Below are 21,649 nucleotides of genomic sequence, written 5' to 3'. Positions count from 1 at the left end.
TGAAGTATCTTCAGGCGTGGCGGAACATCGGCGATCAATTGTCGTTGACACGCTTGTGAGAGAGAGGACACCGCCATGTCAAACTTTCAGGCCGCCACTCCGGATCGTCTGCGGCAACTCAGGCTTGAGGCTTCAGCTCATTTCACTCCGATGATGCTGCACGAAGCATTGCTGCGGCTTTCCCACGCCTGTGGAGGTGAAAGCCTTGAGCGGTTCGAGAAGACCATGGTCGCCCAGATCGAAGCGACGAAGGACGACCGGGCCGATTTCGAAACGATCAAGGAATTCGCGATCGAGCAGCTTTATGCCGTGATCCGGGAAGCGAACGATTCGCCAAAGAAGAAACAGTCGCTGGAAAAGACAGAAACCCGCAGGACGCCCGGCCGCTCCGAAGAACCGCAGACGCTCGAGGATCAACTGCAGGCCGGGTTGGAGGATTCTTTTCCCGCGAGCGACCCGCCAGCGGTCGTGTCCACAGCCATTCCAGGCGGAGCAAAGAAGCTGGTCGGGACCGACGAGGTGCTGAAAAAGCAGCGAGAAGAGGCGGCCAAAGAGACCGGCCAATCATAAGGCCGCAATGTGAGCCAAAGGCGTGGCTGCAAACCAGGCCCGCAGGGCTTTTAACTGCCGGTGTGCGGCTTTGTTCCCAAAAGAACGGGTGCGCCGCCGATCCATCACTGAAGCAGGCGTCATCGTTGCGGCCTGTCGAATTTCTGAAGAGTTGTCCTCGGCGCGAGGAACGAACCAAACTTCCATGCATTTAGCAGGGGCTGCATTCGTACACTCTTTCTTCTGGGAGCTGGACCATTGTCATCCGGAGGCTACATTTCGGCCGATCAGGAAACCAATGAAGTTTCCATCGTTGACCTCATACCCGCCCTCCGGGCTTTCGCGCGCACCTTCTGTCGCGTCCCCGACGATGCCGACGATCTGGTGCAGGAGACGCTGACCAAGGGGCTCGCCAACATCGACAAGTTCGAACCCGGCACACGCATGAAATCGTGGCTCTTCACCATCATGCGCAACACTTACTATACCCGGATCAAGATTGCTGCCAGGGAAGCGCCAGGCCTGCTCGACTGTGCATCTTCAAGGCCGATTTCGGAAGCGACCCAGGAATGGAGCGTTCAGAGCAAGGAAGTTCACGGCGCCATTCAAAGGCTACCCGAACACCAACGCGAGGTTCTGATGCTGATCGGCGTTCTGGGAGTAAGCTATGAGGAAACGGCCGAGATATGCGGCTGCGCGGTAGGGACGGTCAAAAGTCGGCTGAATCGTGCCCGCGCCAATATTCTCGAGTTGCTTGGGGAGAGTTCACTGCAGACATTGATGGAGAGACGAAATCATCTATCGGATGGTCAACTCGGTATCGAGGGTGACAGCCGCAGATAGTCAGTTCTTCACGTCACGTCGACGCTTCTCGATCAGCGCGTTTTGCAACTCCATCGCCAGCCTGGTCAGCCGGTCTGGAATTTTTTCCTGCTCTATGGCGTCGAGGAGAGAAGTGATCTCCTGGTCCATAGCCAGACCGAATTGTGGGTCCACCGTATCATCCCTCGAACGAGACATCCAAATTCTCTTGATAATAGCAGTCCCTTGACCTTAGTGTGGTGACAAATGCTCGAGATTACAAGGCGATGTCCACCGCCGGCATGATTACCGGCGGCCCTTGCACAGGTTTATTTCCTTAATCTTACATCGCCGCGGGCCAAGAATGCGGCGTGACGCCGTTCAATCCTTCGGCAACTGGTTCGCTGCATGGTCCTGATATTGATCGGACTTGATGCGATTGCCATCCAGTCCGCGCTCCTCGCTGTGCTGTTTCTTGTCGCGATTGGACAGAACCGCGTTTCCTCCGACCTTGTCCTTGGGCAGGTCGGTCATCGCGCCGGCGCCGGTACCCTTGCCCTGGGTGCCGCGGCCGAAATGTTTTTTGTCGCCGGATGCCATGATTTCCTCCTTCGGATCGGTGACGCTCTTCAGCGCCTCTTGTTCGACGTCCGAACTGGCGGCGCGCGGTAATGTTCCGCCGTCACGAGCAAGCAGGAAGGCGTCGCCATCCCATGACCGAAACGGCTTCTCGCCATTGATGACGACCCGCAATTGGTGAGCTTCCGCCAGACGGCCGATATCGGCGCGGTCCAAAAAAAGCGATCCGCGATAGGAATAGTTCAGCAGGGCCAGCCAGCCCGGTCGTTTCAGAATGCGTGCGATCTCATCGAAATGCCGCTCGGCCATGCCGGCCAGAACCAGATAAGGAAAGCTGTCGACCGCCAGCACGCAATCGAAACTGCTGTCGTCGAATTCGGTCAGATCAAGACCGCAGGTTTGCCGCAACTCGACATTGCCCAACGCGGCGCATCGGTCGGAGGCAACGGAGATCATCCGCGAGGATATATCGATGCCGACCATCCGGTTGAATGATTTGGCAAGCGCACGCTCGAAACGGCCGATGCCGCAACCAATGTCCAGAATGTCCCGGCCGGTTCCGGTGAAGTCCTGCTCCTTGAGCCATGCAGCGACTTCCTCGGTCGTGGCCGACAGCTTTTCCTCATCACCGAGCGATGCGAGCTGGACACTCGCTGTTTGCGAAATCGCTGCGGCCGCATCGAAGCTCAACGCCAGCCGCCTGACGACAGCGGCATCGGTCTCGTCGTCGTCGCGTGCATGCCGAACGGCCGCTCCCGTCGCTCGCAAGGTGGCAAAGGCGCCGGGTTTGCGGCGAAGCAGCCCGGCTACCTCTTGCAGCCGTTCCGTTTCTTGCGAATTCGAGGGAACGACCTCCAGCACGATCTCCGCCAATTCCGCCACCCTGATCTCCATCCCCAGGTGAAGCGCCAGCCTGGCGACGACGGCTTCGGCGCAAACACCATCGGCCATGCAGCCTTCTATGACCGATCTAATCGCCATCCGGCGCTGGGCGGATTTTGACCCGGCTGCACTCATGCTATCAGCTCCGCGTCCAGACCCTGCGCATCGTCCACCTGTCGATGGCGCCCCAGCCGTATTTGTAGGCCTCCTGACCACGCAGGAAATCGAACTCGCGGGCACCCTCGCGGATCGACTCCGCGATCGCGTGGCCGATCAGGATCGCACCTGGACTCTCCTCGGCATAGGCAGGGTCGAAGCCGCCGAGATAGGCATAGGCGCGACCGCGATGGTGGAAGCCGTAATAGGCGCCGACGGTCTTGCCATCGATTGCCAACAGCCAGCATCGGACCAGGCCGCGAGCGTCGAGCAAGGGTACTGCGCGCCTGTGGAATTGCTCCACGGCGACATCGGCCAACACGCCACCTCCGTGTCCGGCCCAGCGCGCGTGGTGCAGGCGGATCAACTGGTCGAGGAAACTTTGGGCATCGCCTCGTGCCGACGACAACGCAGTCCGGCCGCGTCTGGACGCCGCCTGGCGCGCCCGTCGCAACTGCCGCCTGCGTCGGGAGGGCACGCAGCCCGCAAGGGTTTCGTCGCCGGCGATGGCGAGCACGGGGCAAGCGCCATGTGCGGCTGGCCGCCCCGCCTTCAGACCGGGGTGTGTAACCGCAAGACCGGCACCGCCTTCCGGCAAATCCGACAGAATCCATTGCGACCAGCCGACCGAGAGGATCTTTTCGGCAATGATCGCGACGACCTGAGCCTCGGTGCCGGGGACACACAGGATGTCCAGATAGTCGCTGAGCGAGATGCCGACCGGAAGAAGTTTCGACCCAGCGGTTCCGTGCTCGAGATAGAGCGGCGCCAGCCCAATCAGATCGCCTCCGCGCCAGACCGCGACCGTCGCCAGGTCACCGGGCGCGAATGTGCGCCACCATGGCACCAGCCAGGCGGGAGATTGAAACGGCGTCGCCGAGGAACTCTGCTCCCACAATCTCCACCAATGCGGCGCAAGGGTATCGAATCGCGCCGGATCATCGATGATCTCGCTGCGCAACACAGGCTTGCTCACGGTGTGGCGGCGAGGCGCCCGGCATCGGTGCCGAGTCGTGCCAGCGCTTGATAGGCGTCCATGTAAGACGAGATCATTCGTTCCAGCGAAAACCGCCGCCGCGCCTCGGCCCGGCATGTCTCGGCGTCCAGGCTGGACGCCGCAATGATGGCTTGCGCCATCTCGTCGATCGTATTGACGAGAAAGCCTGTCCTGCCGTGCTCGATGACATCGGGAAGCGCACCTTTCGGAAAGGCGACAACCGGTGTGCCGCAGGCCAGCGCCTCCATGGCGACAAGTGAGCTGGTCTCGGCGGCAAGGCTCGGAATGACCAGACAGCGCGCTGCGTTAAGAAAGCGCCGCTTGGCGGTGAAACCGAGCGGACCAAGGAAGCGGCGGCGGCCATCGAGGCGAGGTTGGACCTCGTCGCGAAAGTAGCGCGCGTGCGTTTCATAGGGATAGACCTTGCCGCCGACAACCAGCGGCACACCTGCTTGCTTGGCTGCGTCCAACGCCAGGTGGATGCCCTTTTCCGGGCAGATCCGGCTGAGAACCAATGCGAACTCGCGCTTCGCTTGCGGCAGGCTGAGCGCCTCTATGTCGACGCCGTTCGGAATCGGCGCCGCCAGTCTGGCGCCTGATGGCGCGGTTTTCTGCTGGGCGGCCGAGACCGCATGAAGCCACAGGTCGTCGCGCGTCGGGCGCAGTGCCTCGGCCGGATACCAGTCCAGCGGCAGGTGAAGCGTCACCAAGGTCGGGCCATCGTCTGGCAGATAGGCATCGAAATCGATGCCATGCAGATGAACCACATCGATCGGCCAACTGGCGCGGGCAGCGGCTATTGCGGTGCGATGAGCCTGCTGCGCGCGGCTCTTGGCCGCCTCGTCGAGCACGCCACTTTCCGCCGGTGTCTCCACAAGCGTGCCGCTCGCGCTGGAGCCCCGGCAGCCGACGACGATCGACCGGTGACCCATGCGAACCAGTGCCCGATCGAGCATCGACAGGACCTGCTCGGCACCCCCGACCGCATCAGGTCCGACAGGCGCAAGGGGATAGGCGACATTGAGGACGGTGAGCGTCATGGCCGGCCGAGCCACGGTGCCAGAGGCAGTGAATTGGTGGACCCGTGAGCTTCCACTTCGGTCAATGCATCCAATGATCGCGGACCGGGTCGCATGAGAGCCTCACGCAGCCGAGGCCCGCTGCGTCGGGCGCGAGGCGGATGTCATGACGGGCGCGTAGCGGCGGACCATCGTTGCACAGAACTCGGCGAATTCCTCGGGCACCAATGGAGGGCTGGTGTGGTGAGGCATCATTCCACGATGTTCAGGCGTGAAGCAGAAGGTGACCGTGACGTCGAAATCGGCAAGTGCCTCCATCTGTCGATCGAACCAGTCCAACGCATTCGGCCTGAAGCTGTCGGCCCAGGAAAGCCCCGTGCGCATGTTGGTGACGCCGAGCCGCTTCATCCAGGCGACGGCGTCGTCAAGTCGCGGGTCCTCGAAATGAAACCACTGCACCAGCCCCATTGCGGGTGTGTAGCGCAGGAATTCCTCCAGCGCCGGCTTCGGCGTGCCGTCCTGGCGCAGCAGCCCCATGTGGAAATGACGATAGTAGGAGGATCCCTCCGCTTCGCGATGCCGCGTCGTTGCTTCCCATTCACGCGGAAGGTCGTAGAGGCTGTACCACTGGATGCGCGGTGCGTTGCCGAGCAGCAATTCGGCGGTGCGCTTCAGTCCCCAGACCTGTATTTCCTCGGCCCCGAAGGTCGATACGCCGACCTCGCTGACCCAGATGGGAAGATCGGTGACGGTCGCGATCTCGCCGATCTTCTGCGGCCATTCCTGGATTTGCCACAGGTTCCAATCGAGAGGAAAGCCGTGTACCGCGACGGCATCGACATGGTCCAGCACGCCGTATTCCTTCATGCGCGTGATAAAGCCGGGATCTATCGGCGAGATGCCGCCAAGCACTTTTGTCAGAGCCGGGTTCTCGGACGCGATCGCGTCCGCCGACAGGACCGCCATCCTGGCAAAGCGGCTCCAATCGGGGTCGAGCTCTGGGTCCCAATGCGATTTGTTGTTGGGCTCGTTCCAGATCATCGCGGCTTCAATCATGGAGCTTTCCTTTCGACGGGTAAATCGCGCCGCCGCCGGCCGGCGCGCCGGCAGCGCGGCAGAAATAGACCTCCTGCTCGGGATGTAGAACGATCTCGAAACCGGCGCTGCGCAGCATCGCTTCGGTGCAGGCCCGGTTCGGTATCCACCAGTTGGTCGGATCGTCGGCATAGCGGTGTTCGATGAAATGCAGCTTGGGAAATTCCGGCCGGTCGAACAAATCATGCGTCCAGAAATGATAGTTCTCTTCCAGCTCGGGCAGCTCCTTACTGCCTCGTTGCATCGACTGGAAGATCATCAGATCGCCGGCGACGTGCTCACGGATCAGGTCGAGGGCGAGCAAGGGGTGGCGCAGATGGTAAAGCACTCCCATGAACAGCACGACGTCAAATGTCTCGCGCAGGGCACCGACGTCGTAGACCGACAGTTTCTGGAATTCGATCTCGCAGTCCGCGATCTCGGCGGCAAAGCGGGCCTGCGCCAGATAGGCCTCGTCGAAATCGATGCCGAGGACATGGGCGGCGCCTCGCCGTTTCATCTCGATCGAGTAGAAGCCGGCGTTGCAGCCAATATCCAGCACGGTCTTGCCAGCCAGATCGGCGGGTATGGCGTCGGCGAATTTGCGCCATTTGATCAGTGGGTAATTGCCGAGAAAGTGGTCGGGCGCGGTTTCGACGCCGGCCAGTTCCATGTTGTGGAACCACGGGCCGAGCGCGTCGATGCGCCGGCGGATTTCGGCATGGGAATGCAACATGTTCAGGCTCCTTCGCCCGGAACGACGGGTACATGCGAATGCGTGCCGGGCATGATCGTTGCGGACTGTTGATGAGCTGACGGGACGCCGTTTTCAAGCAACCGCAGGGCTGTGCGATAGCCGTTGAAAGTGCCGACATCGACATAAGCGGAGCCGGCTTTGATCCCGTAGGCTACACCCCCGGCCGCAAGGTAGGCGTTGATCAATGTACCGATATATTCGTCACGACCATCCCGCTCGCGCCAGAGTGCCGCAAGCCGATGCAGGATCTGGCCGGGCATCTTGAACGCGCCCCAAACCCAGTTCGTGGAGGCATCCTGTCGTTTGACCTGGATTTCGATCACGCGCTCGTCGTCTCCGGTACAGACGGCATCGAAGAATTCCGGGCTGTCAACGGGGAAGAGCAGAAATGAAAGCTGATCGTCGGGCAAATGACAGAATCCGTCCTCGGGAAACCAGATCGTATCTGGAAGGCCGATCAGGACGACCTCGTCGGGCGCCACGAGGGGCGCTGCCCGGAAAATCGCATCGCAGAGACCGATAGGGTTGGGCTGCACCACAAAAAGCGCCGCCGCGTCGCCGTAGCCGGCTGCGTAGTATTCGAGAATGTCGGATTTGCCCGATCCGATGATGAAGCAGATCTTGTCGACGCCGGCCTGGACCATGCGCCGCACCAGATACTCGCTTACGGCGCAGGGACGTTCGGTCTGGCCGTCGATCCGGCTGCCAACCGGCAGCAGCTCCTTCGAGAAACCGAGCGGTTGAATGCGGCTGCCGCGTCCGGCAGCGGGCACAATGCCCAACATCAGACTGCTTCCTCGATCGGTTCGCCGACCGGATTTTGCAAGGTGTCGGCCAGCATTCTATCCAGTTCCGCCGCACGCCTGGCAGACGTGTGCTCGCTCAGGACCCGCTCGCGGGCACGCCTTCGGATGCCATCGAGTTGGTGCTCCGGCAATTGCAGCGCGGCGACCACGTCATCCGTGTCATGCGCCAACAGGACTTCGCGGCCGGGTTCGAAGAAGTCCGCGAGGCCTGGCCATGCGTCGGTGATGATGGCAGCCCCACACGCGGCCGCTTCGAAGAGCCGTCCCGACGGGCACCAGCCCTTTTGTGCCATGGCTTCCCGGGTGACGTTCAGCGTCAGCCGCGACGATGAGAAGAACGCCGGATGGTCGGCGGGCGGCAGATGCCTGACGAAGAAGATGTTGTCGCTCCACGGGAATTCCTGCGGATACTGTGCGCCGCCAATGATGAAGCGCTGATCGGGCAGGCGCATGGCCGGGCGGACCAGCAGCTCTTCGACGCCGGCCTGGCGATCTGCCGCGTAGGTCCCGAGATAGGACAGATCGCCGGCGAATTCGGCCCGCTTCTCGGCCGGCCGATGCCGGTCCGGATCGACATGCCCGTAGAGCGGCATCACCTGGCGCGCACCCAGAACCGTCTTGAGCGCCTCGAGCGCCGAGCCGCCGGTGTAGCTCAGGACGAGGTGGTAATCGGCAAGGCCCTCTGGTCCGAAATAGGGCGGACGCTCACCGTGCTCGACGCGGGCAAGCGTGACCGGAGTATCGAGATCGTAGAAGACACGCAGCCCGCGACTTGCCTGCTGGGCCAGGCGCGAAGCCTCAACGGCGTCGGGGCAGTAGGAGGTGACGACGACGACATCCGCTTGCTTCATCGCCCGCTCCGCAACGCGGCGGATGTCCTCCCAGTCCGGATAGATGACGACGTTGCCGCCGTCGAGCTGATCCAGATCGCGGGCCCCGGCATAGTAGGGAGTGTCGCGTTCGAAAAAGGTGATGGACCAGCCCAACCGGGCGAGAGCGCGGATCAGCCCGCGCCACAGCGTGGCGTGGCCGTTTCCCCATGAAGACGTGACGGTGAGACCGAAAATGACCATCCGCATCCGGAATTTCCTCGTCAGGCCGCTTCATTCATTCGCAGGAGCTTGGAGCCCCAGTCGCCCGACACGATGGTCGTGATCGAGGCGGGATCGATGTCGAAGCGGAAGCAGTCGCCGACCGGCAAGCCAAGCACATTGCAGACGGCGGCCTTGATCACGTCGGCGTGGCTGACCAGGGCGACGCACTGGTTCTGATGCAATTCGCGGACGCCGTTCATCAGCGAGACCATGCGCTGCTGGACATCCAGCATGGTCTCGCCGCTCGGGGTCCTGGCCTCCTGGCGCTGGTCGTTCCAGGCGCGCCAACCGGCATCGCCGTTCAATTCGTCGAAAGTCTTTCCCGACCAGTCGCCGAAGTCGATCTCGTCGAGTTCGGCGCAGATCGCGATTTCGCCGACGCCGCAAGCGAAAGCGATTGGCAGCGCCGTCTCCTGCGTGCGCTCGCGCGGGCTGCACAGGATGGCTGCAATCGTCTCTTGGGCCATGCGGCGGCCAAGCTGCTCGGCCTGAGCCTTGCCGGCCTCGCCGAGGCAAACGCCGGCCATGCGCCCGGCAAGATAGGAGCCGACATTGTCGTGCGCCGCGTGGCGGATCAGGAAGAACGTGGTGGTCATTCCGCGGCATCCAGCAAAGGCTCATCCTTGCCGGCGATGAAAGCGAGCGTGCGCTGCCGAGCTTCGGCGTCGGTGAACTGTTCGGGAGGCGACTTCATGAAATAGCTGCAAGGACCCGTCAGCGCCCCGGCGATGCCGCGGTCGAGCGCCAGCTTGGCGCAGCGCACCGCATCGATCACCACGCCGGCTGAATTGGGCGAATCCCACACCTCCAGCTTGAGCTCGGCATTCAGCGGCACGCCGCCGAAGGTGGTGCCTTCGACACGAATGTAGGCCCATTTGCGGTCGGTGAGCCAAGGCACATGGTCGCTCGGTCCGACATGGATGTTGCCCGGCTCCAGGGGAACATCGAGCTGGCTGGTCACCGATTGTGTCTTGGAGATCTTCTTCGATTCCAGCCGCTCACGTTCCAGCATGTTGAGAAAATCGGTGTTGCCGCCGAAATTCAGCTGATAGGTGCGATCGATGCGCACGCCGCGCTCGCGAAAGAGGTTGGCCAGCAGCCGGTGCACGATGGTCGCGCCGACCTGGCTCTTGATGTCGTCGCCGACCAGCGGCAGCCCGCGTTGCTCGAAGCGCCGGCGCCATTCCGGACGCGACGCGATGAAAACCGGAATGCAATTGACGAAGGCGCAGACGGCCTCGAGCGCGCATTCAGCATAGAAGCGTGTCGCCTCTTCCGAACCCACCGGCAAGTAGGAGACCAGCACGTCGGCTCCGCTGTCGCGCAGGATATCGCTGACATTGGCAACCGGTTCGGGCGCCTCTTCGATCTCGTCGCGCAGATATTTGCCGATGCCGTCGAGCGTCGGTCCGCGCTCGACGCGAACACCGGTCGCCGGCGCGTCGGCAAAGCGGAACGTGTTGTTCGGGGCAGCGTAGACCGCATCCGCGACATCGCGGCCAACCTTGCTTTTGGCGACATCGAATGCGCAGACAATTTCGATGTCGTCGACATGATAGCCACCGAGATCGGCATGCATCAGCCCCGGGATCGGTTCGTTGCTTTTTGCATGACGATAATAGGAGAGGCCCTGCACCAGGGAGGATGCGCAATTGCCGACTCCAACGATGCCAACACGAACCTTTTTCGATCCCACGAAACTGCCGCCCTATGCTGTTCAAAGGTAAGTTCCTTGCGCCGAACCACCACCGTGCCGGAATGTTCCTTGGTCGCTCGAATAATTGCGCGGGACGGCATGGATCGAAGCTGCACCCGCCGCGTTGCCCGCATGGCAAGCACTGGAAATCGATCGATGATCGTCTACGGCGACCACAAGCGGACCGAGAACGCACGACAACTTCAGGAGGCAGCGATCGAACTGGCCCAAAGCCTCGATCGGATGTCTCGCGGCATCCGGCGCCATGCCGCATTGGTCGGGCTATTCATCAGCGCGTCACAGCTGGTTCAGGGGCTCGCCGATGTCGACTTCAAGGTCCTGGGCGTCGACACCAATTCGCCTTCGCAACGGCAAGGCGCCGAGTTGCTGGTCGGGCTTGCGGCAGAGGTGGCGAAGTCGTGGCGAAGCGGTTTCGCCTTAGGCGGTGGCATCGATCCGCGACTTCTCCAATTGCTGGCGGCGCTCGATTGCAAGGCAGAGGTTTTGACCGGTTCGGCCGAGGGTTACGCGCATTATGCGCTTTATCCCGAGAGCTATCTGGGCGCGGCGCAGGAATCAGGTCTCGACGCGAACACATGTGTGATCGGCATCCGCAGTATCGGCTTGGGGCTTGCGGCCATGGTGGCCGCCGCCATCGGTGCGCCGCCGCCGATCAGTCTGCGTCCGATCGGCCATCCTTTCGATCGGCGGGTCAATGCCGATCCGCGGTTGGTCGCTGCCTGGAGGAACGAGCCGTCGGCTCGGTTCGCTGTCGTCGACGAAGGTCCCGGCCTGTCGGGAAGTTCTATCCACGCCGTCGTCACGTGGCTGCGGGACCTGGGTATCGATAGGAGCCGCATTCACCTGTTCCCCAGCCATTCGGGCGATCCAGGCGCAGAAGCGTCGCAGGACGTCCGGGAGACATGGATGCGCTGCCGCAAACATGTGGCGATGACGTTTGAACGCACCTTTCCCGAAAGCTCGCAGATTCCAACGCTGCGCGATTGGGTAGCCGAGGCGGTCGGCAGTCCGGAATTGCGTTTGACCGAAATATCCGGCGGCGCGTGGCGAACCCTTCACTATGCCGACGAAAAGCGCTGGCCACCGAGCACTCGCGGCACCGAACGGCGAAAGTTCCTGGCGTCCGCGGGTCCAGATTGCTGGCTCGTCAAGTTTGTTGGCCTCGGCGAAACCGGGCAGCGCAAGATGCGGGCCGCGACGATGTTGCATCAGGCCGGATTCGGATCGCAAGTCGTCGGACTCTGCCACGGCTTCCTGGTTGAACGGTGGGCCGACGGCACCACGATGGATCAGCTGCCGCTGCCCAGACAAAGACTTGTCGCGGAGTTCACGCGCTATCTGGCCTGGCGAGCGATCAATCTGCGAGCCCGCGAACCGGGTGCTTCATTGTCCGCCCTCGCGGAGATGGCCGTTCACAACGCTTCCGAGGCTTCGGGCAAAAACCAGGCGGCGAAACTATGGAACTGGTTCTCGAAACAGACTCTCCCGCAGGTACTGGAACGCGTCGAAATCGACGGCAGGCTTCACCCCTGGGAGTTCCTGATCGGTGCAGACGGCACGCTGGTCAAGACGGATGCCGTCGACCATTGCCGGGGACACGATCTGATCGGCTGCCAGCCGATAGAATGGGACATTGCCGGCGCTTGCGTCGAACATGGTTTGTCCGAAGGCGAGGCGGCGTCGTTGATCGGCGGCATGGGTGACCGCATTGATGTCGGGCTCGTCGAGTATTTCCAACCTTGCTACCTGGCGTTTCAGCTGGGGCTGTGGAGCATGGCCGCTCAATCCGAGGACGGACGGGAACGAGCAAGGCTGGCAGGGACAGCCAACCGATATGAGGCAGGACTGACACGGTTCCTGGACAACAAGGCCAGGGCGTGACAGTTCCCCTCAATCCAGGCTTCGCAGCATGTCGGCTTCCTGCTCGAGAATACTGGCCACTTCTTCCCGCTGCAGGTGAGTCATCATCAGGCTGACGCAGCACTCCAGATAGGTGATCGAGGCTCGCCGCAAATAGGCGGCCGTCTCCTGTTCCGCCATCTCGTCGATATCCGGTGCGGATCGCTTGGGTCGCATGAGGATGTCCTCCATATCTGGTCCTCTCGCCAAACCACAAGCTTGAGCGGATGTTCCGCCGGAATCGACCGCGAAGGGGTGGCTGCGGTCCAGCATCAGACAGGGAGGTTCTGCAGCCCACCTGATGTGGACCTCGCCCTCGTGGCGCGACCTGCTATTTGGTTGCCGATCGGAACGCCTTCGAGGCTCGCGAAATAGCCGATCGTCCGGGCGAGCCCCTCGTTGAGAGGCACTCTTGGCATCCAGCCGAGCAGCGCTTTCGCGCGCGAGATGTCGGGCTGCCTGCGTCGAGGATCGTCCTGCGGCAGCGGCAGAAACGTCATCTCCGACTTGGTGCCGGTCATCGCCTTCACCAATGCCGCCAGCCGCATGATGGTGAACTCTCCGGGATTGCCCAGATTGATCGGCTTGCCCGGATTGGGATCGAATTCCATCAGACGCATCAACCCGTCGATCAGATCGGAGACGTAGCAGAAAGATCGTGTCTGCAAGCCGTCGCCGAAGATCGTCAGCGGCCGCTTCTCGAGCGCCTGCATGATCAGGTTCGAGACGATGCGGCCGTCCGCCGGATCCATTCTCGGCCCGTAGGTGTTGAAGATACGTGCGACACGAACGTCGGCCTTGGCGGCTCTCAGATAGTCGAAGCAAAGTGTTTCGGCGGTGCGCTTGCCCTCGTCGTAGCAGGCGCGTGGGCCGGTGCAGTTCACATGGCCGACGTAATCTTCCCTCTGCGGATGTTGCTCCGGATCGCCATACACTTCACTCGTGGAGGCCTGCAGCAATCGGGCATCGTTGCGGGCGGCGAGTTCGAGCAGATTCAACGTTCCGATGACACAGGTTCGCGTGGTGTGGATCGGATCGGCCTGGTAACGCGGCGGCGAGGCGGCGCATGCCAGGTTGAAGATGCGATCCACCGGCTCACCAAGCTCCAATGGACGGCAGATATCCTGCTCGATCAACCGGAACCCCGGCTTGTCCATGATCGCGTTGATGTTCTCCATGCGACCGGTGAGAAAGTTATCGGCGCAGATCACGCGCCAGCCATCGCGTAACAATGCTTCGGAAAGATGCGAACCGAGGAAGCCCGCGCCACCGGCGACAAGCACCGTCTTTGCCCTTTGCGCCTTTTTTGTTCGTCGCATCGCGATTTTCTCCTGTCTGCCAGTCATGCTGCACTTCCGATGTCAAGGTCGAGGACCTCCGCCTCCTTTTGCGTAAGCGCCGTGATGAATTCGCGAGCCCTGGCCACACCGGTGTGGGACGCAAGGACGAGTTCGCGTGCCCGGTCGGCCATGGCGAGACGTGTACGAGCCGATTCCCGGGAAAGAATGACGACGACATCGTCCGGCTTCTTGGCCGTGTGGATCGTCGATGCGGGAAAGAAACTGTTGAGGCCTGGCCAGCGGTCGCTGATGATCGGCGTGCCGCAAGCGGCTGCTTCGAAAAGGCGCACGCTGGGCGACCATCCCGCTGCAATCATTGAACGGCGGGTGACGTTCAGCGTGTAGCGTTGGCGGCTGTAGAACGCGGCGTGCCCGGCCGGCGGCAGATGTTCGATGCGCTCGACATTGTCGGGCCAATCGATGTCGGAGGGATATTGCGAGCCGGCGACGACGAAACGGCGGTCCGGCATGCGCCGTGCAGGTTCGAGCAGGAGCGCGTTGAGCGTGGCTTGCCGGTCCCCGCTATAGGTGCCGAGATAGCCGAGGTCCCAGCGGACCGGGTCGGCGGTGCGGTGATGCCGTTCCGGATCGACCGAACAGTAGAGCGGCTCGGCGCGGCGTGCGCCGAAGGTCTGCGCCAGATCGTTAAGCACCGGGCCGCCGGCGAAAGAGAAATAGATGTCGAAGTAGGGGATCTGGCGCCAGCTCAGATAGTCGCAATCGTCCGCCGACAGCTTTGCCAGGGTCACCGGCGTGTCGATGTCGTAAAAGCAGAGTTGTCCTTTGCAAAGTGAAGCGACGATGTCGATAACCGCCCGCCCTTCCGGCACGAAGGAGCCGATGACCACGATATCGGCCTGTTCCAGGCACCGTGCATGGTCGCGCTGAAGTTCCGGTACGGTTTCGTAGTAGCGCAAGGCGCAGAAGTCCGGATCGCGCAAATCGCGGTGATTGGCGTACCACGGCACATCGCGCTCCAGGAAAGTCACGCGATGGCCGAGTTCGTGAAGACCTTTCAGCAGACCTCGAAAAGTGGTGGCGTGGCCGTTTCCCCAGGACGAGGATAGCGACAGGCCGAGAAAGACGATGTTCAACTGCTTGGTCATTCGGCCGCCTCCACGGTCCCCTGCGTCAAGTGGCGTTTGAAGACTGCATCGGTCACGGCCGCGCGCAGTGCGTAGGTATGGTCGGCGAGAACACGGCGAAGCGCTGCTTGGCCGATTGCCTTTGCCCGACGGGGGGTAAGCGCCTGCATGATTTCGGCGACATCGTCGCCGTCGCGCGCCACAAGGATCTCCTCGCCGGGTTTCAGGAACAGCTCGACGCCCAACCAGGCATCGGTGATCAGGCAGGCGCCGGCGCCGGCCGCCTCGAAGACACGCGTGGCCGGTGAAAAACCGTTCGCGGCCATGCTGTCGCGGCTGATGTTCAAGACGGCCTTTGGCGTGACATTGAGGGCGTTGTGATCGCGGGTGCCGACATGGCCGAGCCAGCCGACATTGGCGGGGAGCGGCTTGTCGCCCCAGCCCGATCCGCCAAGCAGAAAACGTTGTTCCGGCAGTCGGCTCGCAGGATCGAGGAAGAACGATCCGACACGGGCTTCACGATCCGGCAGCCTGTTTCCGAGGAACGCCAGATCGCAGGCAAAACGCGCATTGCCGGCGACCGGGTGGTGCGTTTCGGGATCAAGCGCATTGTAGATGGGCACGCATTCGTTCGCGCCCATGGCACGATAGGCCCAGACGACGGGGTCGCCGCCGCCATAGGTCAACACAAGGTCTATTTCTTGCAGCGCACGATGGAGCGGGTGGTCCGGCTCGTCGCGCAACCGGGCGAGCGTGGCCGGCGCGTCGACGTCCCAGAATACGGTGAGCGCGTCGCCGCGGGCGTGGTCGAGCACGGCGCGCAGCAGCGCCTCATCCTCGAAGCCGACGCCACTCGCCTTGACGACGATATCGGCCTCGGCGGCCCGCGCCGCCGCCTGCATCAGCGCATGCCGGGTCGCCTCATAGACGACGACGGAGCACCAGTCCGGCGCCTCGATGTCGCGGTTTTTCTGCCGGTCATAGACGTCAGGCTCATAGAAGGTGATTTCATAGCCCAGTTGCGAAAGCGCCTTCAGCAATCCACGGTAATAGGTCGCGGCACCGTTCCAGTAGGACGACAAAAGGCTCGATCCATAGAATGCGATCTTCATTCGGCGGCTTCCTTTGCTGCGGTCGGGTCGACGGTGTGCAGGTTGGTGCATTGCCAGAGCACGTCGAACAACTCGTCGACGCGGTGACGACAGGTGTGTCGCGAGAGGATGGTCTCAAGACCCGAGGCCACCAGGGAGGCCGCGAAATCGGCATCGGCCAGCACCGCCTTTAGGTGTTGCCGTATTTGCGAGCCATTCTCGGCAAACAGGAAGTCGACGCCGGGCCTGAAAAGCCGCTCGACATCCGACCATGGTGCTGAAATCAGCGGGATGCCGCAGGCGAGTGCCTCGAACATGCGGATCGTCGGAATTCCAGGCAATCTTTCACGATAGGGGCGCCGCGGGATGTGCACCGTGACACGATGCGTGGCAAAGGCCTTCGGCACGTCGGCATTGGCGATCCACCCCTCGTAGCGCAGACCGGCGACGGCCAGATCGGCAAGTGCCGGCTTGGGATAGCGGACACCGTGAACAGTGGCCCGAAGGCCGAGATCGCGCACCGGTTCGATCAGGAACTCCCTGAGTTCGGCGGTCCGCTCGTCGTCGCCCCAGTTTCCGATCCAGACCAGATTGGACGTAGCGTGGATTTCCGGGTGCGGCTTGAACAGGCGATCGTCCGCCGCTTCATGCCAGGTGAAGACACGCTTGCCCCAGCCGGCGCGCAGATAGCTCTCGCGCAACGCTTCGCCAAAGGCGAGAACGCCATCATAATACTCCAGATGGAGCGCCGAGATAGCCTCGGTGGCCGACACGGCCCGGTGATGGGTATCGTGAAACAGAAGGATGAAGTTGCCGCCATCGGCCCGGGCACGGCCGATTCGAGCGACAAGCTCCGGGTCGGTCCATTCGTGGACGATCACCACGTCGGCCTCGGCGATCCAGGCTTCGTGGTCGAACTCGGCATCATAGGTCACGGGCATCAATTCGGGGAAATCCTTGCGGAAGCGTTCGATCGCGAAGGATCCCTTCTCGGCCAGCAGGTTTGACCGGCTCCAGCCGTCCGCGGGCTCCAGAGCGATGGCCTGATGCCGGCGCGCCACCAGTTCGCGCATGACGCCGCGAAGGAAATGGGCATTGCCGTGGTTCCAGTCGGAGACGAGCGAGTGGGTGTAGAACAAGAAGCGCATGATCAGCGCTCCGCCACGGCTAGCGCCGCCTTTTCGTAGACATCGCGCATGGCCGCGGCCTGCCTCGCCAGCGTGTACCTGCGGCTTCGGCGAAGGGCGGCCTGGCCGAGCTCTCGCCTATGCCCGGCATCGCTGGAAAGACGATTGACGCAGGCAGCGAGATCGTGCGGGACGCGCGCGTCGAAGAACATCGCGGCCCCATCCCATATCTCGCGATAGGTCGAGATATCCGAGAGCACCAGGGGCGTTGCCGACATAGCCGCTTCCAGCGCCGCCAGACCGAACGGTTCGTAAAGCGACGGCGATACAAAAATGCCGGCGCGGGCCATCAAGGAGCGCACCTCGCTGTACGGTAGCGCCCCGAGAGAAACGGCGTGATTGACGGTGGCACGCTCGCCGTTCGGGCCGTGAATCGAACCGGCTGTAAAGATGGGCCATTGCGTCAACGAGGCGGCCTGGTCGACCGCCATCACGTTCTTTCCCTCGTCCCACCAACGGGCGGCGGCGAAGACCAGCGGCTGGCGGTTTTCGACGTTCGGGACGGGACGGGCGCCATTTCCGACGATGTGCAGGCGTGCGACCGGGCCATAGCAGGTCTCGAGCAGCTCGGCATGGCTGCGGCTCGGCGCGATGACGGCGTCGGCCCTGTCGAACCCGCGCTTGTTGCGCTCTTTCTGCCAGGTCCATGCGCTGTCCAACGCCTGCCCCCTGACGGAGTGGAACCATGTCGTTACGCATGAATGCGAGACCGCTATGACAGGGCAGGGCGCATCCAATCCCACTGCCTGCGTCGGCGCGTTGAGATGGACGACGTCGATGGCGTGGTCACGCATCAGCGCACGCAATTCCCCCGGCAAACCGTCGAGATCGCCGGCGTCGTGGGTCATCCAATCCAGCGGCGTGTTCAGCCAGATCAGCGTCGCGAAGGACCGCGCCTCTTCGGCCTGTCGCCCGGATGGTTGCGGTCCTAGCCCGGCGAACACGATGCTGTCGCCGCCGTTGACCAGTTCCCGGCCGAGATCAAGCGCATAGCGCCACACCCCGCCCATGGCGTCGACGGTCATCAGGATGCGGCGCTTGCGCGGCCTTAGTGTCCGCAACATGCCGCCTCCAGCTCCGCCAGCGGACGCGGGCGCTTTTCCTGGATGTCGCTGAACTTCTGGAACGAGGCGAGGTAATGGTCATGGGCGCGCTCCCAGGCGAGATCGTCGGGTTCGCCCCAAAGCTCGCGATAGCTGGGCGAACTCGGATAAGGATAAAGCGGTACGGGTTCATTGGCCCACACGCCCTTGTCGATCAGATGGGCTCGCCAGTAATCGACAAGGGCAGGATCGTCCTCGACGACACCGATCAGATTGGCCTGGACGAAGGGAACGTGGCGTCTGGCCTTGACCAGCAGCGCGGCCAGTTCCTCGGTGCCCAGCCGGCAGCGCTTCGCGAGCATCGCCCGCCCTTCCACCGTCAGGCTTTCGAGGCCGGCTTCGATGGAGACGCAGCCTGCCGCGCCCAGCAATTCCAGCAGCTCGGGTTTCCATAGATCGATGCGGGTCTGTACGCCGAATTTCACATCGCGCTCGACCAACGCCTCCAGCAACGCTTTTTGCGGCAGGAAAATCTCGTCGATGAAGTAGATATAGCCGACGCCTTGGGCAATCAGCCGATCGATTTCGGTCACCACCGTTTCGTGGTTCCGGCGGCGATAGGCATCGCGGAAATCGATCTTGGCGCAGAAGCTGCAATTGTAGGGACAGCCGCGTGACGCCTCGACCTCGGCGCCGAACCCATGCTGTTGGTCATCGAACCTATGATGGTGATGCGAATGGGCGGCGATCCAGTCGGATGGCCATTCAAGCGGGGGATGATCGACAAAGGAACTGACATGAACGCCGCCGTTCGAAACCAGACTGGCGTCCCGCAGATAAGCGGTCGAGTGCACCGCGCTCCAATCGTCGCGCAGGGCAAGTTCCGCGACGATTTCCTCGCATTCGCCGCGCACGACAATGTCGACGCCAAGCTTGCGCAGCGTCGGCGCCGGCGTCGCCGAGCCATGCGGCCCGACCGCGACGGTGCGTCCGCCACGCCCGGCCAGACGATTGAGGAAATCGGCCGGCACGCGCAGCTCCGGCGGTGCGCAGCGCCAGAACAGATAAGTCGGCGCGGTGCTGACGACCGTCATCGCCGGCGCGAACTCAGTCACACGTTCGCAGAGCCCGGAATTGTCGAGCTTCTGTAACTGCCCGTCCAGCAGCAGCACCTCATGGCCCGCCGCTTCGAGCATGGCTTTCGAATAGCCGAGTTCCAGCGGCAAATGGGGTTGGCGGCAGCCGAAATAGATGCTGTCGTCATACGTCCAGAAGGGATTGACCAGGGCTATTCTCATGCGACGTACCTCACGGCTTCAGGGCGAGGCTCGAGCCGGTGGCGCTGCAGCCAGTCGGCAAGATCGCGAATGCCCTCGCGCCACGCGACCTGCGCCTTCCAGCCAAGCGCGGCCTCGATCTTGCGGGTATCGGCGACGAAGAAGGGCTGGTCGCCGGTCCGTTCCCCATCGTGGCGGATCGAAAGCTCACGGCCGGTCAGGCCGCCGATCTCGCTCAACAGCATACGCAAACTGAGCGCATTTTCTGGTCCGCCGCCAAGATTGAATGCCTGGCCCCTGGCGGTCTCGATCTGGTCCAGCACGGCCCTGTAGGCGGCGACCGCATCCGAGACGTGCAGGATGTCGCGCACCTGCCTGCCGTCGCCGTAGATGGTGATTTGCCGTCCCGTCAGGGCGCTGAGCAGGAAGTGCGCCACCCAGCCCTGGTCCTCGGTTCCAAACTGGCGCGGTCCGTAGATGCAACTCATCCGCAGCACCGCCGTCGGCATGCCGTAGGATTTGGCATAGTCGAGCACATACTGGTCCGCCGCACCCTTGGAGCAGCCATAAGGTGTGCAGAAATCCAGGCCGCGGGCCTCATCGATGCCGCCGGCCTGGATGGCGCTGTCGCAAGGTGTGTAGCGGTCGCCGTCCTCGCGAACCGCGACATCGGGAAGGCTGCCATAGACCTTGTTGGTGCTGGCGAAAACCACCGGGATGCGCTCGCCGCTCAGTCGCGCCGCTTCCAGCACGTTGAACGTTCCCCGAAGGTTGATGTCGAAATCCTCGTCCGGCCGGACCAGGCTCGTGGTGACGGCCGTTTGCGCGGCCAGATGGAAGATCGCCTTGGCCCTCATCAGAACCGGCGCCAGGGCATTGGCGTCCCGCACATCGATGGTCTCGACGGTAAGGCGGTCGCCATGTTTCTGGGCCAGCCATTCAAGGTTCTGTTCGACGCCGGGACGGCTGAAATTGTCGACCACCAGCACCGGTTCGCCATCCGACAACAGGCTGTCGGCCAGGTTCGATCCTATGAAGCCGCTGCCGCCGACGATGGCGACCGGCGCTTCGCGACGGTTGCGTGCGCCCGGGCTCATGACACCAACCCACGCTCTTCGAGCTCGCGCTTCATTTCGGCGCCGCGGTCGATGGCCGCCGTGTTGCGCACCCAGGAAACGAAATCGCCGAGAGAGTTCTCCAATCGGCGGCCCGGTTCGAAGCCGAGCAGCTCACGTGCCTTGGAAATATCGGCGAAGCAGTTGCGTATATCGCCGGAGCGCGCCTTGCCGAGCAGCTCAGGCGAGCGGTTCGGGGTTCCCATGGCCTCTGCCAGCAATCGCGCGACTTCGCTGATCGCATAGGCCCGGCCGCTGCCGATGTTGATGACGTGGCCCTTTGCCTGACGTTGCTGCAGCGCAAGGCGAAAGGCGCGGGCGACGTCCTGCACATGAACGAAATCGCGCTTCTGTTCGCCATCCTCGAAGATCATCGGCCGTTGGCCATTGGCGAGACGTGAAGCGAAGTTGGCCAGCACGCCGGTATAGGGATTTGATAGTGCCTGGCCGGCACCGAAAACATTGAACAGGCGCAGCGCGACCGCATCGATGCCGTACGCGTCGCCGAAGATCAGCACGGCGCGCTCCTGGGCGTATTTTGTCAGCGCGTAGATCGAGGCGAGATCGACCGGTTTTTCTTCGTCTGTCGGCACCGGCGAAAGGGGTTCCCCTTCCGGCGACAGCGGATTCCACTGTCCGCTTTTGATGTCGCTCGGCTTGCGCCGGGCATTGTCGATGCGCCGGCCGTCGGGCGTGGCATAAAGACCCTCGCCATAGACGCTCATCGAGGAGGCGACGACGATCCGCTCGACCGGGTGTTTGATCAACGCCTCGAGCAGCGTCGCCGTGCCGAGGTCGTTAGTGCTGACATAGCGCGCGATCTCGTACATCGATTGTCCGACGCCCACTTCCGACGCCAGGTGAATGACAGCGTCGACGCCTTCCAGCGCCTCAGTAACGGCCTCGCGGTCGCGGACGTCGCCCTTGATCAGTTCGGCTCCGGCGGGAAGCGCGATCGCTTCGCCCGCATGCACCTGCTCGAGCAAGGCGTCGAGAATGCGAACCGAATAATCCTGAGCGATGAGTTCTTGTGTGACGTGGCGGCCTATGAAGCCGCAGCCTCCTGTAACCAATATGCGTTTCACGACGACTCCTCGGACAAGTGACCTCGGCGCCCCGAACTTTTCGGCAAAAGGTTTGTTCCCTGTGCTTCAACAAAGTTCCCTTTGAGACCTTCGTGC

At 62.6% G+C, this 21,649-nt stretch carries 22 protein-coding genes and 1 pseudogene; 3 read left to right on the top strand and 20 right to left on the bottom strand.

The genetic code is table 11. From position 1 onward, the window contains the following. Positions 1 to 75 precede the first annotated feature (75 nt). Together FJ492_RS12595 and FJ492_RS12590 are read left to right on the top strand one after the other, a co-directional pair. Positions 76 to 570, top strand: a complete 495-nt coding sequence (locus FJ492_RS12595) for a hypothetical protein (protein WP_140712624.1) — start codon at positions 76 to 78, stop codon at positions 568 to 570. Positions 571 to 807: 237 nt separating this feature from the next. Beyond that, a complete protein-coding gene (locus tag FJ492_RS12590; RefSeq protein WP_181165831.1) occupies positions 808 to 1,392 on the top strand; it encodes a sigma-70 family RNA polymerase sigma factor in 585 nt (194 codons plus the stop codon). Here FJ492_RS12590 and FJ492_RS28755 read toward each other — a convergent pair whose 3' ends face one another. From FJ492_RS28755 to FJ492_RS12545, 11 genes and pseudogenes are all read right to left on the bottom strand, one after another. Then, positions 1,393 to 1,545, bottom strand: coding sequence for a hypothetical protein (locus FJ492_RS28755; protein WP_181165834.1), 153 nt, complete (start codon positions 1,543 to 1,545; stop codon positions 1,393 to 1,395). Between the two features lie 186 nt (positions 1,546 to 1,731). Further along, complete coding sequence (locus FJ492_RS28750; protein ID WP_181165832.1) at positions 1,732 to 1,950, bottom strand: hypothetical protein; 219 nt, start codon at positions 1,948 to 1,950, stop codon at positions 1,732 to 1,734. A gap of 222 nt (positions 1,951 to 2,172) precedes the next feature. Beyond that, positions 2,173 to 2,823: pseudogene (locus FJ492_RS29215) on the bottom strand (methyltransferase domain-containing protein); the annotation flags it as partial. Positions 2,824 to 2,950: 127 nt separating this feature from the next. After that, positions 2,951 to 3,943 (bottom strand): GNAT family N-acetyltransferase, encoded by a 993-nt coding sequence (locus FJ492_RS12580; RefSeq protein WP_140770098.1) that lies wholly within the window; start codon positions 3,941 to 3,943, stop codon positions 2,951 to 2,953. Continuing rightward, positions 3,940 to 5,004: a glycosyltransferase family 4 protein gene (locus FJ492_RS12575; protein ID WP_140770096.1), complete on the bottom strand. Its 1,065-nt coding sequence runs from the start codon at positions 5,002 to 5,004 to the stop codon at positions 3,940 to 3,942. The genes FJ492_RS12580 and FJ492_RS12575 overlap by 4 nt, the downstream gene beginning before the upstream one ends. Before the next feature lie 102 nt (positions 5,005 to 5,106). After that, entirely contained in the window at positions 5,107 to 6,039 is a 933-nt protein-coding gene (locus FJ492_RS12570; RefSeq protein WP_140745522.1) for a beta-xylosidase, read from the bottom strand. Further along, positions 6,032 to 6,793 carry a TIGR04290 family methyltransferase gene (locus FJ492_RS12565; RefSeq protein ID WP_027144330.1) on the bottom strand — a complete coding sequence of 254 codons (762 nt, stop codon included), beginning with the start codon at positions 6,791 to 6,793 and terminating at the stop codon, positions 6,032 to 6,034. The genes FJ492_RS12570 and FJ492_RS12565 overlap by 8 nt, the downstream gene beginning before the upstream one ends. A gap of 2 nt (positions 6,794 to 6,795) precedes the next feature. Beyond that, positions 6,796 to 7,599, bottom strand: a complete 804-nt coding sequence (locus FJ492_RS12560) for a sugar phosphate nucleotidyltransferase (RefSeq protein WP_140770094.1) — start codon at positions 7,597 to 7,599, stop codon at positions 6,796 to 6,798. Further along, positions 7,599 to 8,699 carry a glycosyltransferase gene (locus tag FJ492_RS12555; RefSeq protein WP_140770092.1) on the bottom strand — a complete coding sequence of 367 codons (1,101 nt, stop codon included), beginning with the start codon at positions 8,697 to 8,699 and terminating at the stop codon, positions 7,599 to 7,601. The genes FJ492_RS12560 and FJ492_RS12555 overlap by 1 nt, the downstream gene beginning before the upstream one ends. 14 nt (positions 8,700 to 8,713) lie before the next feature. Next, positions 8,714 to 9,310 carry a histidine phosphatase family protein gene (locus tag FJ492_RS12550; RefSeq protein ID WP_027144333.1) on the bottom strand — a complete coding sequence of 199 codons (597 nt, stop codon included), beginning with the start codon at positions 9,308 to 9,310 and terminating at the stop codon, positions 8,714 to 8,716. Further along, a complete protein-coding gene (locus FJ492_RS12545; protein WP_140770090.1) occupies positions 9,307 to 10,410 on the bottom strand; it encodes an inositol-3-phosphate synthase in 1,104 nt (367 codons plus the stop codon). The genes FJ492_RS12550 and FJ492_RS12545 overlap by 4 nt, the downstream gene beginning before the upstream one ends. 156 nt (positions 10,411 to 10,566) lie before the next feature. Here FJ492_RS12545 and FJ492_RS12540 point away from each other — a divergent pair, with 156 nt between their 5' ends. After that, positions 10,567 to 12,312, top strand: a complete 1,746-nt coding sequence (locus FJ492_RS12540; protein ID WP_140770087.1) for a hypothetical protein — start codon at positions 10,567 to 10,569, stop codon at positions 12,310 to 12,312. 9 nt (positions 12,313 to 12,321) lie between these two features. On the opposite strand, the gene FJ492_RS12535 is transcribed toward FJ492_RS12540, so the two are convergent. The 9 genes from FJ492_RS12535 to FJ492_RS12495 all read right to left on the bottom strand — a co-directional run bounded on the left by FJ492_RS12535 (position 12,322) and on the right by FJ492_RS12495 (position 21,553). Then, positions 12,322 to 12,522 (bottom strand): hypothetical protein, encoded by a 201-nt coding sequence (locus FJ492_RS12535; RefSeq protein ID WP_246673710.1) that lies wholly within the window; start codon positions 12,520 to 12,522, stop codon positions 12,322 to 12,324. Between the two features lie 80 nt (positions 12,523 to 12,602). Further along, positions 12,603 to 13,649: a UDP-glucuronic acid decarboxylase family protein gene (locus FJ492_RS12530; RefSeq protein WP_140504027.1), complete on the bottom strand. Its 1,047-nt coding sequence runs from the start codon at positions 13,647 to 13,649 to the stop codon at positions 12,603 to 12,605. A 23-nt stretch (positions 13,650 to 13,672) separates the two neighbouring features. After that, positions 13,673 to 14,776 carry a glycosyltransferase gene (locus tag FJ492_RS12525; RefSeq protein WP_140770085.1) on the bottom strand — a complete coding sequence of 368 codons (1,104 nt, stop codon included), beginning with the start codon at positions 14,774 to 14,776 and terminating at the stop codon, positions 13,673 to 13,675. Then, entirely contained in the window at positions 14,773 to 15,867 is a 1,095-nt protein-coding gene (locus FJ492_RS12520; protein WP_140770083.1) for a glycosyltransferase, read from the bottom strand. The genes FJ492_RS12525 and FJ492_RS12520 overlap by 4 nt, the downstream gene beginning before the upstream one ends. Continuing rightward, positions 15,864 to 16,994: a glycosyltransferase gene (locus FJ492_RS12515; RefSeq protein WP_140770081.1), complete on the bottom strand. Its 1,131-nt coding sequence runs from the start codon at positions 16,992 to 16,994 to the stop codon at positions 15,864 to 15,866. The genes FJ492_RS12520 and FJ492_RS12515 overlap by 4 nt, the downstream gene beginning before the upstream one ends. 2 nt (positions 16,995 to 16,996) lie before the next feature. Beyond that, positions 16,997 to 18,097 (bottom strand): glycosyltransferase family 4 protein, encoded by a 1,101-nt coding sequence (locus tag FJ492_RS12510; RefSeq protein ID WP_140712608.1) that lies wholly within the window; start codon positions 18,095 to 18,097, stop codon positions 16,997 to 16,999. Beyond that, positions 18,082 to 19,374, bottom strand: a complete 1,293-nt coding sequence (locus FJ492_RS12505; RefSeq protein WP_140504018.1) for a TIGR04295 family B12-binding domain-containing radical SAM protein — start codon at positions 19,372 to 19,374, stop codon at positions 18,082 to 18,084. Before FJ492_RS12505 ends, FJ492_RS12510 begins: the two co-directional genes overlap by 16 nt. Further along, positions 19,371 to 20,450, bottom strand: a complete 1,080-nt coding sequence (locus tag FJ492_RS12500; RefSeq protein WP_140770079.1) for a GDP-mannose 4,6-dehydratase — start codon at positions 20,448 to 20,450, stop codon at positions 19,371 to 19,373. The genes FJ492_RS12505 and FJ492_RS12500 overlap by 4 nt, the downstream gene beginning before the upstream one ends. Next, entirely contained in the window at positions 20,447 to 21,553 is a 1,107-nt protein-coding gene (locus FJ492_RS12495) for an SDR family NAD(P)-dependent oxidoreductase (RefSeq protein ID WP_140745543.1), read from the bottom strand. The genes FJ492_RS12500 and FJ492_RS12495 overlap by 4 nt, the downstream gene beginning before the upstream one ends. Between the last annotated feature and the right edge of the window lie 96 nt (positions 21,554 to 21,649).

Origin of the sequence: Mesorhizobium sp. B2-5-4, from assembly GCF_006441095.1 — a bacterium.
GTDB classification, from domain to species: domain Bacteria; phylum Pseudomonadota; class Alphaproteobacteria; order Rhizobiales; family Rhizobiaceae; genus Mesorhizobium; species Mesorhizobium salmacidum.
The sequence above is the reverse complement of the archived record's forward strand: the minus strand, read 5'-3'. Positions and strand labels throughout refer to the sequence as shown.

What these genes read in the sequence shown, in the direction of transcription:
- FJ492_RS12595 (WP_140712624.1), top strand. Translation starts at nt 76, where the DNA reads ATGTCAAACTTTCAGGCCGCCACTCCGGATCGTCTGCGGCAACTCAGG.
- FJ492_RS28750 (WP_181165832.1), bottom strand. Translation starts at nt 1,950, where the DNA reads ATGGCATCCGGCGACAAAAAACATTTCGGCCGCGGCACCCAGGGCAAG.
- FJ492_RS12575 (WP_140770096.1), bottom strand. Translation starts at nt 5,004, where the DNA reads ATGACGCTCACCGTCCTCAATGTCGCCTATCCCCTTGCGCCTGTCGGA.
- FJ492_RS12570 (WP_140745522.1), bottom strand. Translation starts at nt 6,039, where the DNA reads ATGATTGAAGCCGCGATGATCTGGAACGAGCCCAACAACAAATCGCAT.
- FJ492_RS12565 (WP_027144330.1), bottom strand. Translation starts at nt 6,793, where the DNA reads ATGTTGCATTCCCATGCCGAAATCCGCCGGCGCATCGACGCGCTCGGC.
- FJ492_RS12560 (WP_140770094.1), bottom strand. Translation starts at nt 7,599, where the DNA reads ATGTTGGGCATTGTGCCCGCTGCCGGACGCGGCAGCCGCATTCAACCG.
- FJ492_RS12555 (WP_140770092.1), bottom strand. Translation starts at nt 8,699, where the DNA reads ATGCGGATGGTCATTTTCGGTCTCACCGTCACGTCTTCATGGGGAAAC.
- FJ492_RS12550 (WP_027144333.1), bottom strand. Translation starts at nt 9,310, where the DNA reads ATGACCACCACGTTCTTCCTGATCCGCCACGCGGCGCACGACAATGTC.
- FJ492_RS12540 (WP_140770087.1), top strand. Translation starts at nt 10,567, where the DNA reads ATGATCGTCTACGGCGACCACAAGCGGACCGAGAACGCACGACAACTT.
- FJ492_RS12535 (WP_246673710.1), bottom strand. Translation starts at nt 12,522, where the DNA reads ATGGAGGACATCCTCATGCGACCCAAGCGATCCGCACCGGATATCGAC.
- FJ492_RS12530 (WP_140504027.1), bottom strand. Translation starts at nt 13,649, where the DNA reads ATGCGACGAACAAAAAAGGCGCAAAGGGCAAAGACGGTGCTTGTCGCC.
- FJ492_RS12525 (WP_140770085.1), bottom strand. Translation starts at nt 14,776, where the DNA reads ATGACCAAGCAGTTGAACATCGTCTTTCTCGGCCTGTCGCTATCCTCG.
- FJ492_RS12520 (WP_140770083.1), bottom strand. Translation starts at nt 15,867, where the DNA reads ATGAAGATCGCATTCTATGGATCGAGCCTTTTGTCGTCCTACTGGAAC.
- FJ492_RS12515 (WP_140770081.1), bottom strand. Translation starts at nt 16,994, where the DNA reads ATGCGCTTCTTGTTCTACACCCACTCGCTCGTCTCCGACTGGAACCAC.
- FJ492_RS12510 (WP_140712608.1), bottom strand. Translation starts at nt 18,097, where the DNA reads ATGTTGCGGACACTAAGGCCGCGCAAGCGCCGCATCCTGATGACCGTC.
- FJ492_RS12505 (WP_140504018.1), bottom strand. Translation starts at nt 19,374, where the DNA reads ATGAGAATAGCCCTGGTCAATCCCTTCTGGACGTATGACGACAGCATC.
- FJ492_RS12500 (WP_140770079.1), bottom strand. Translation starts at nt 20,450, where the DNA reads ATGAGCCCGGGCGCACGCAACCGTCGCGAAGCGCCGGTCGCCATCGTC.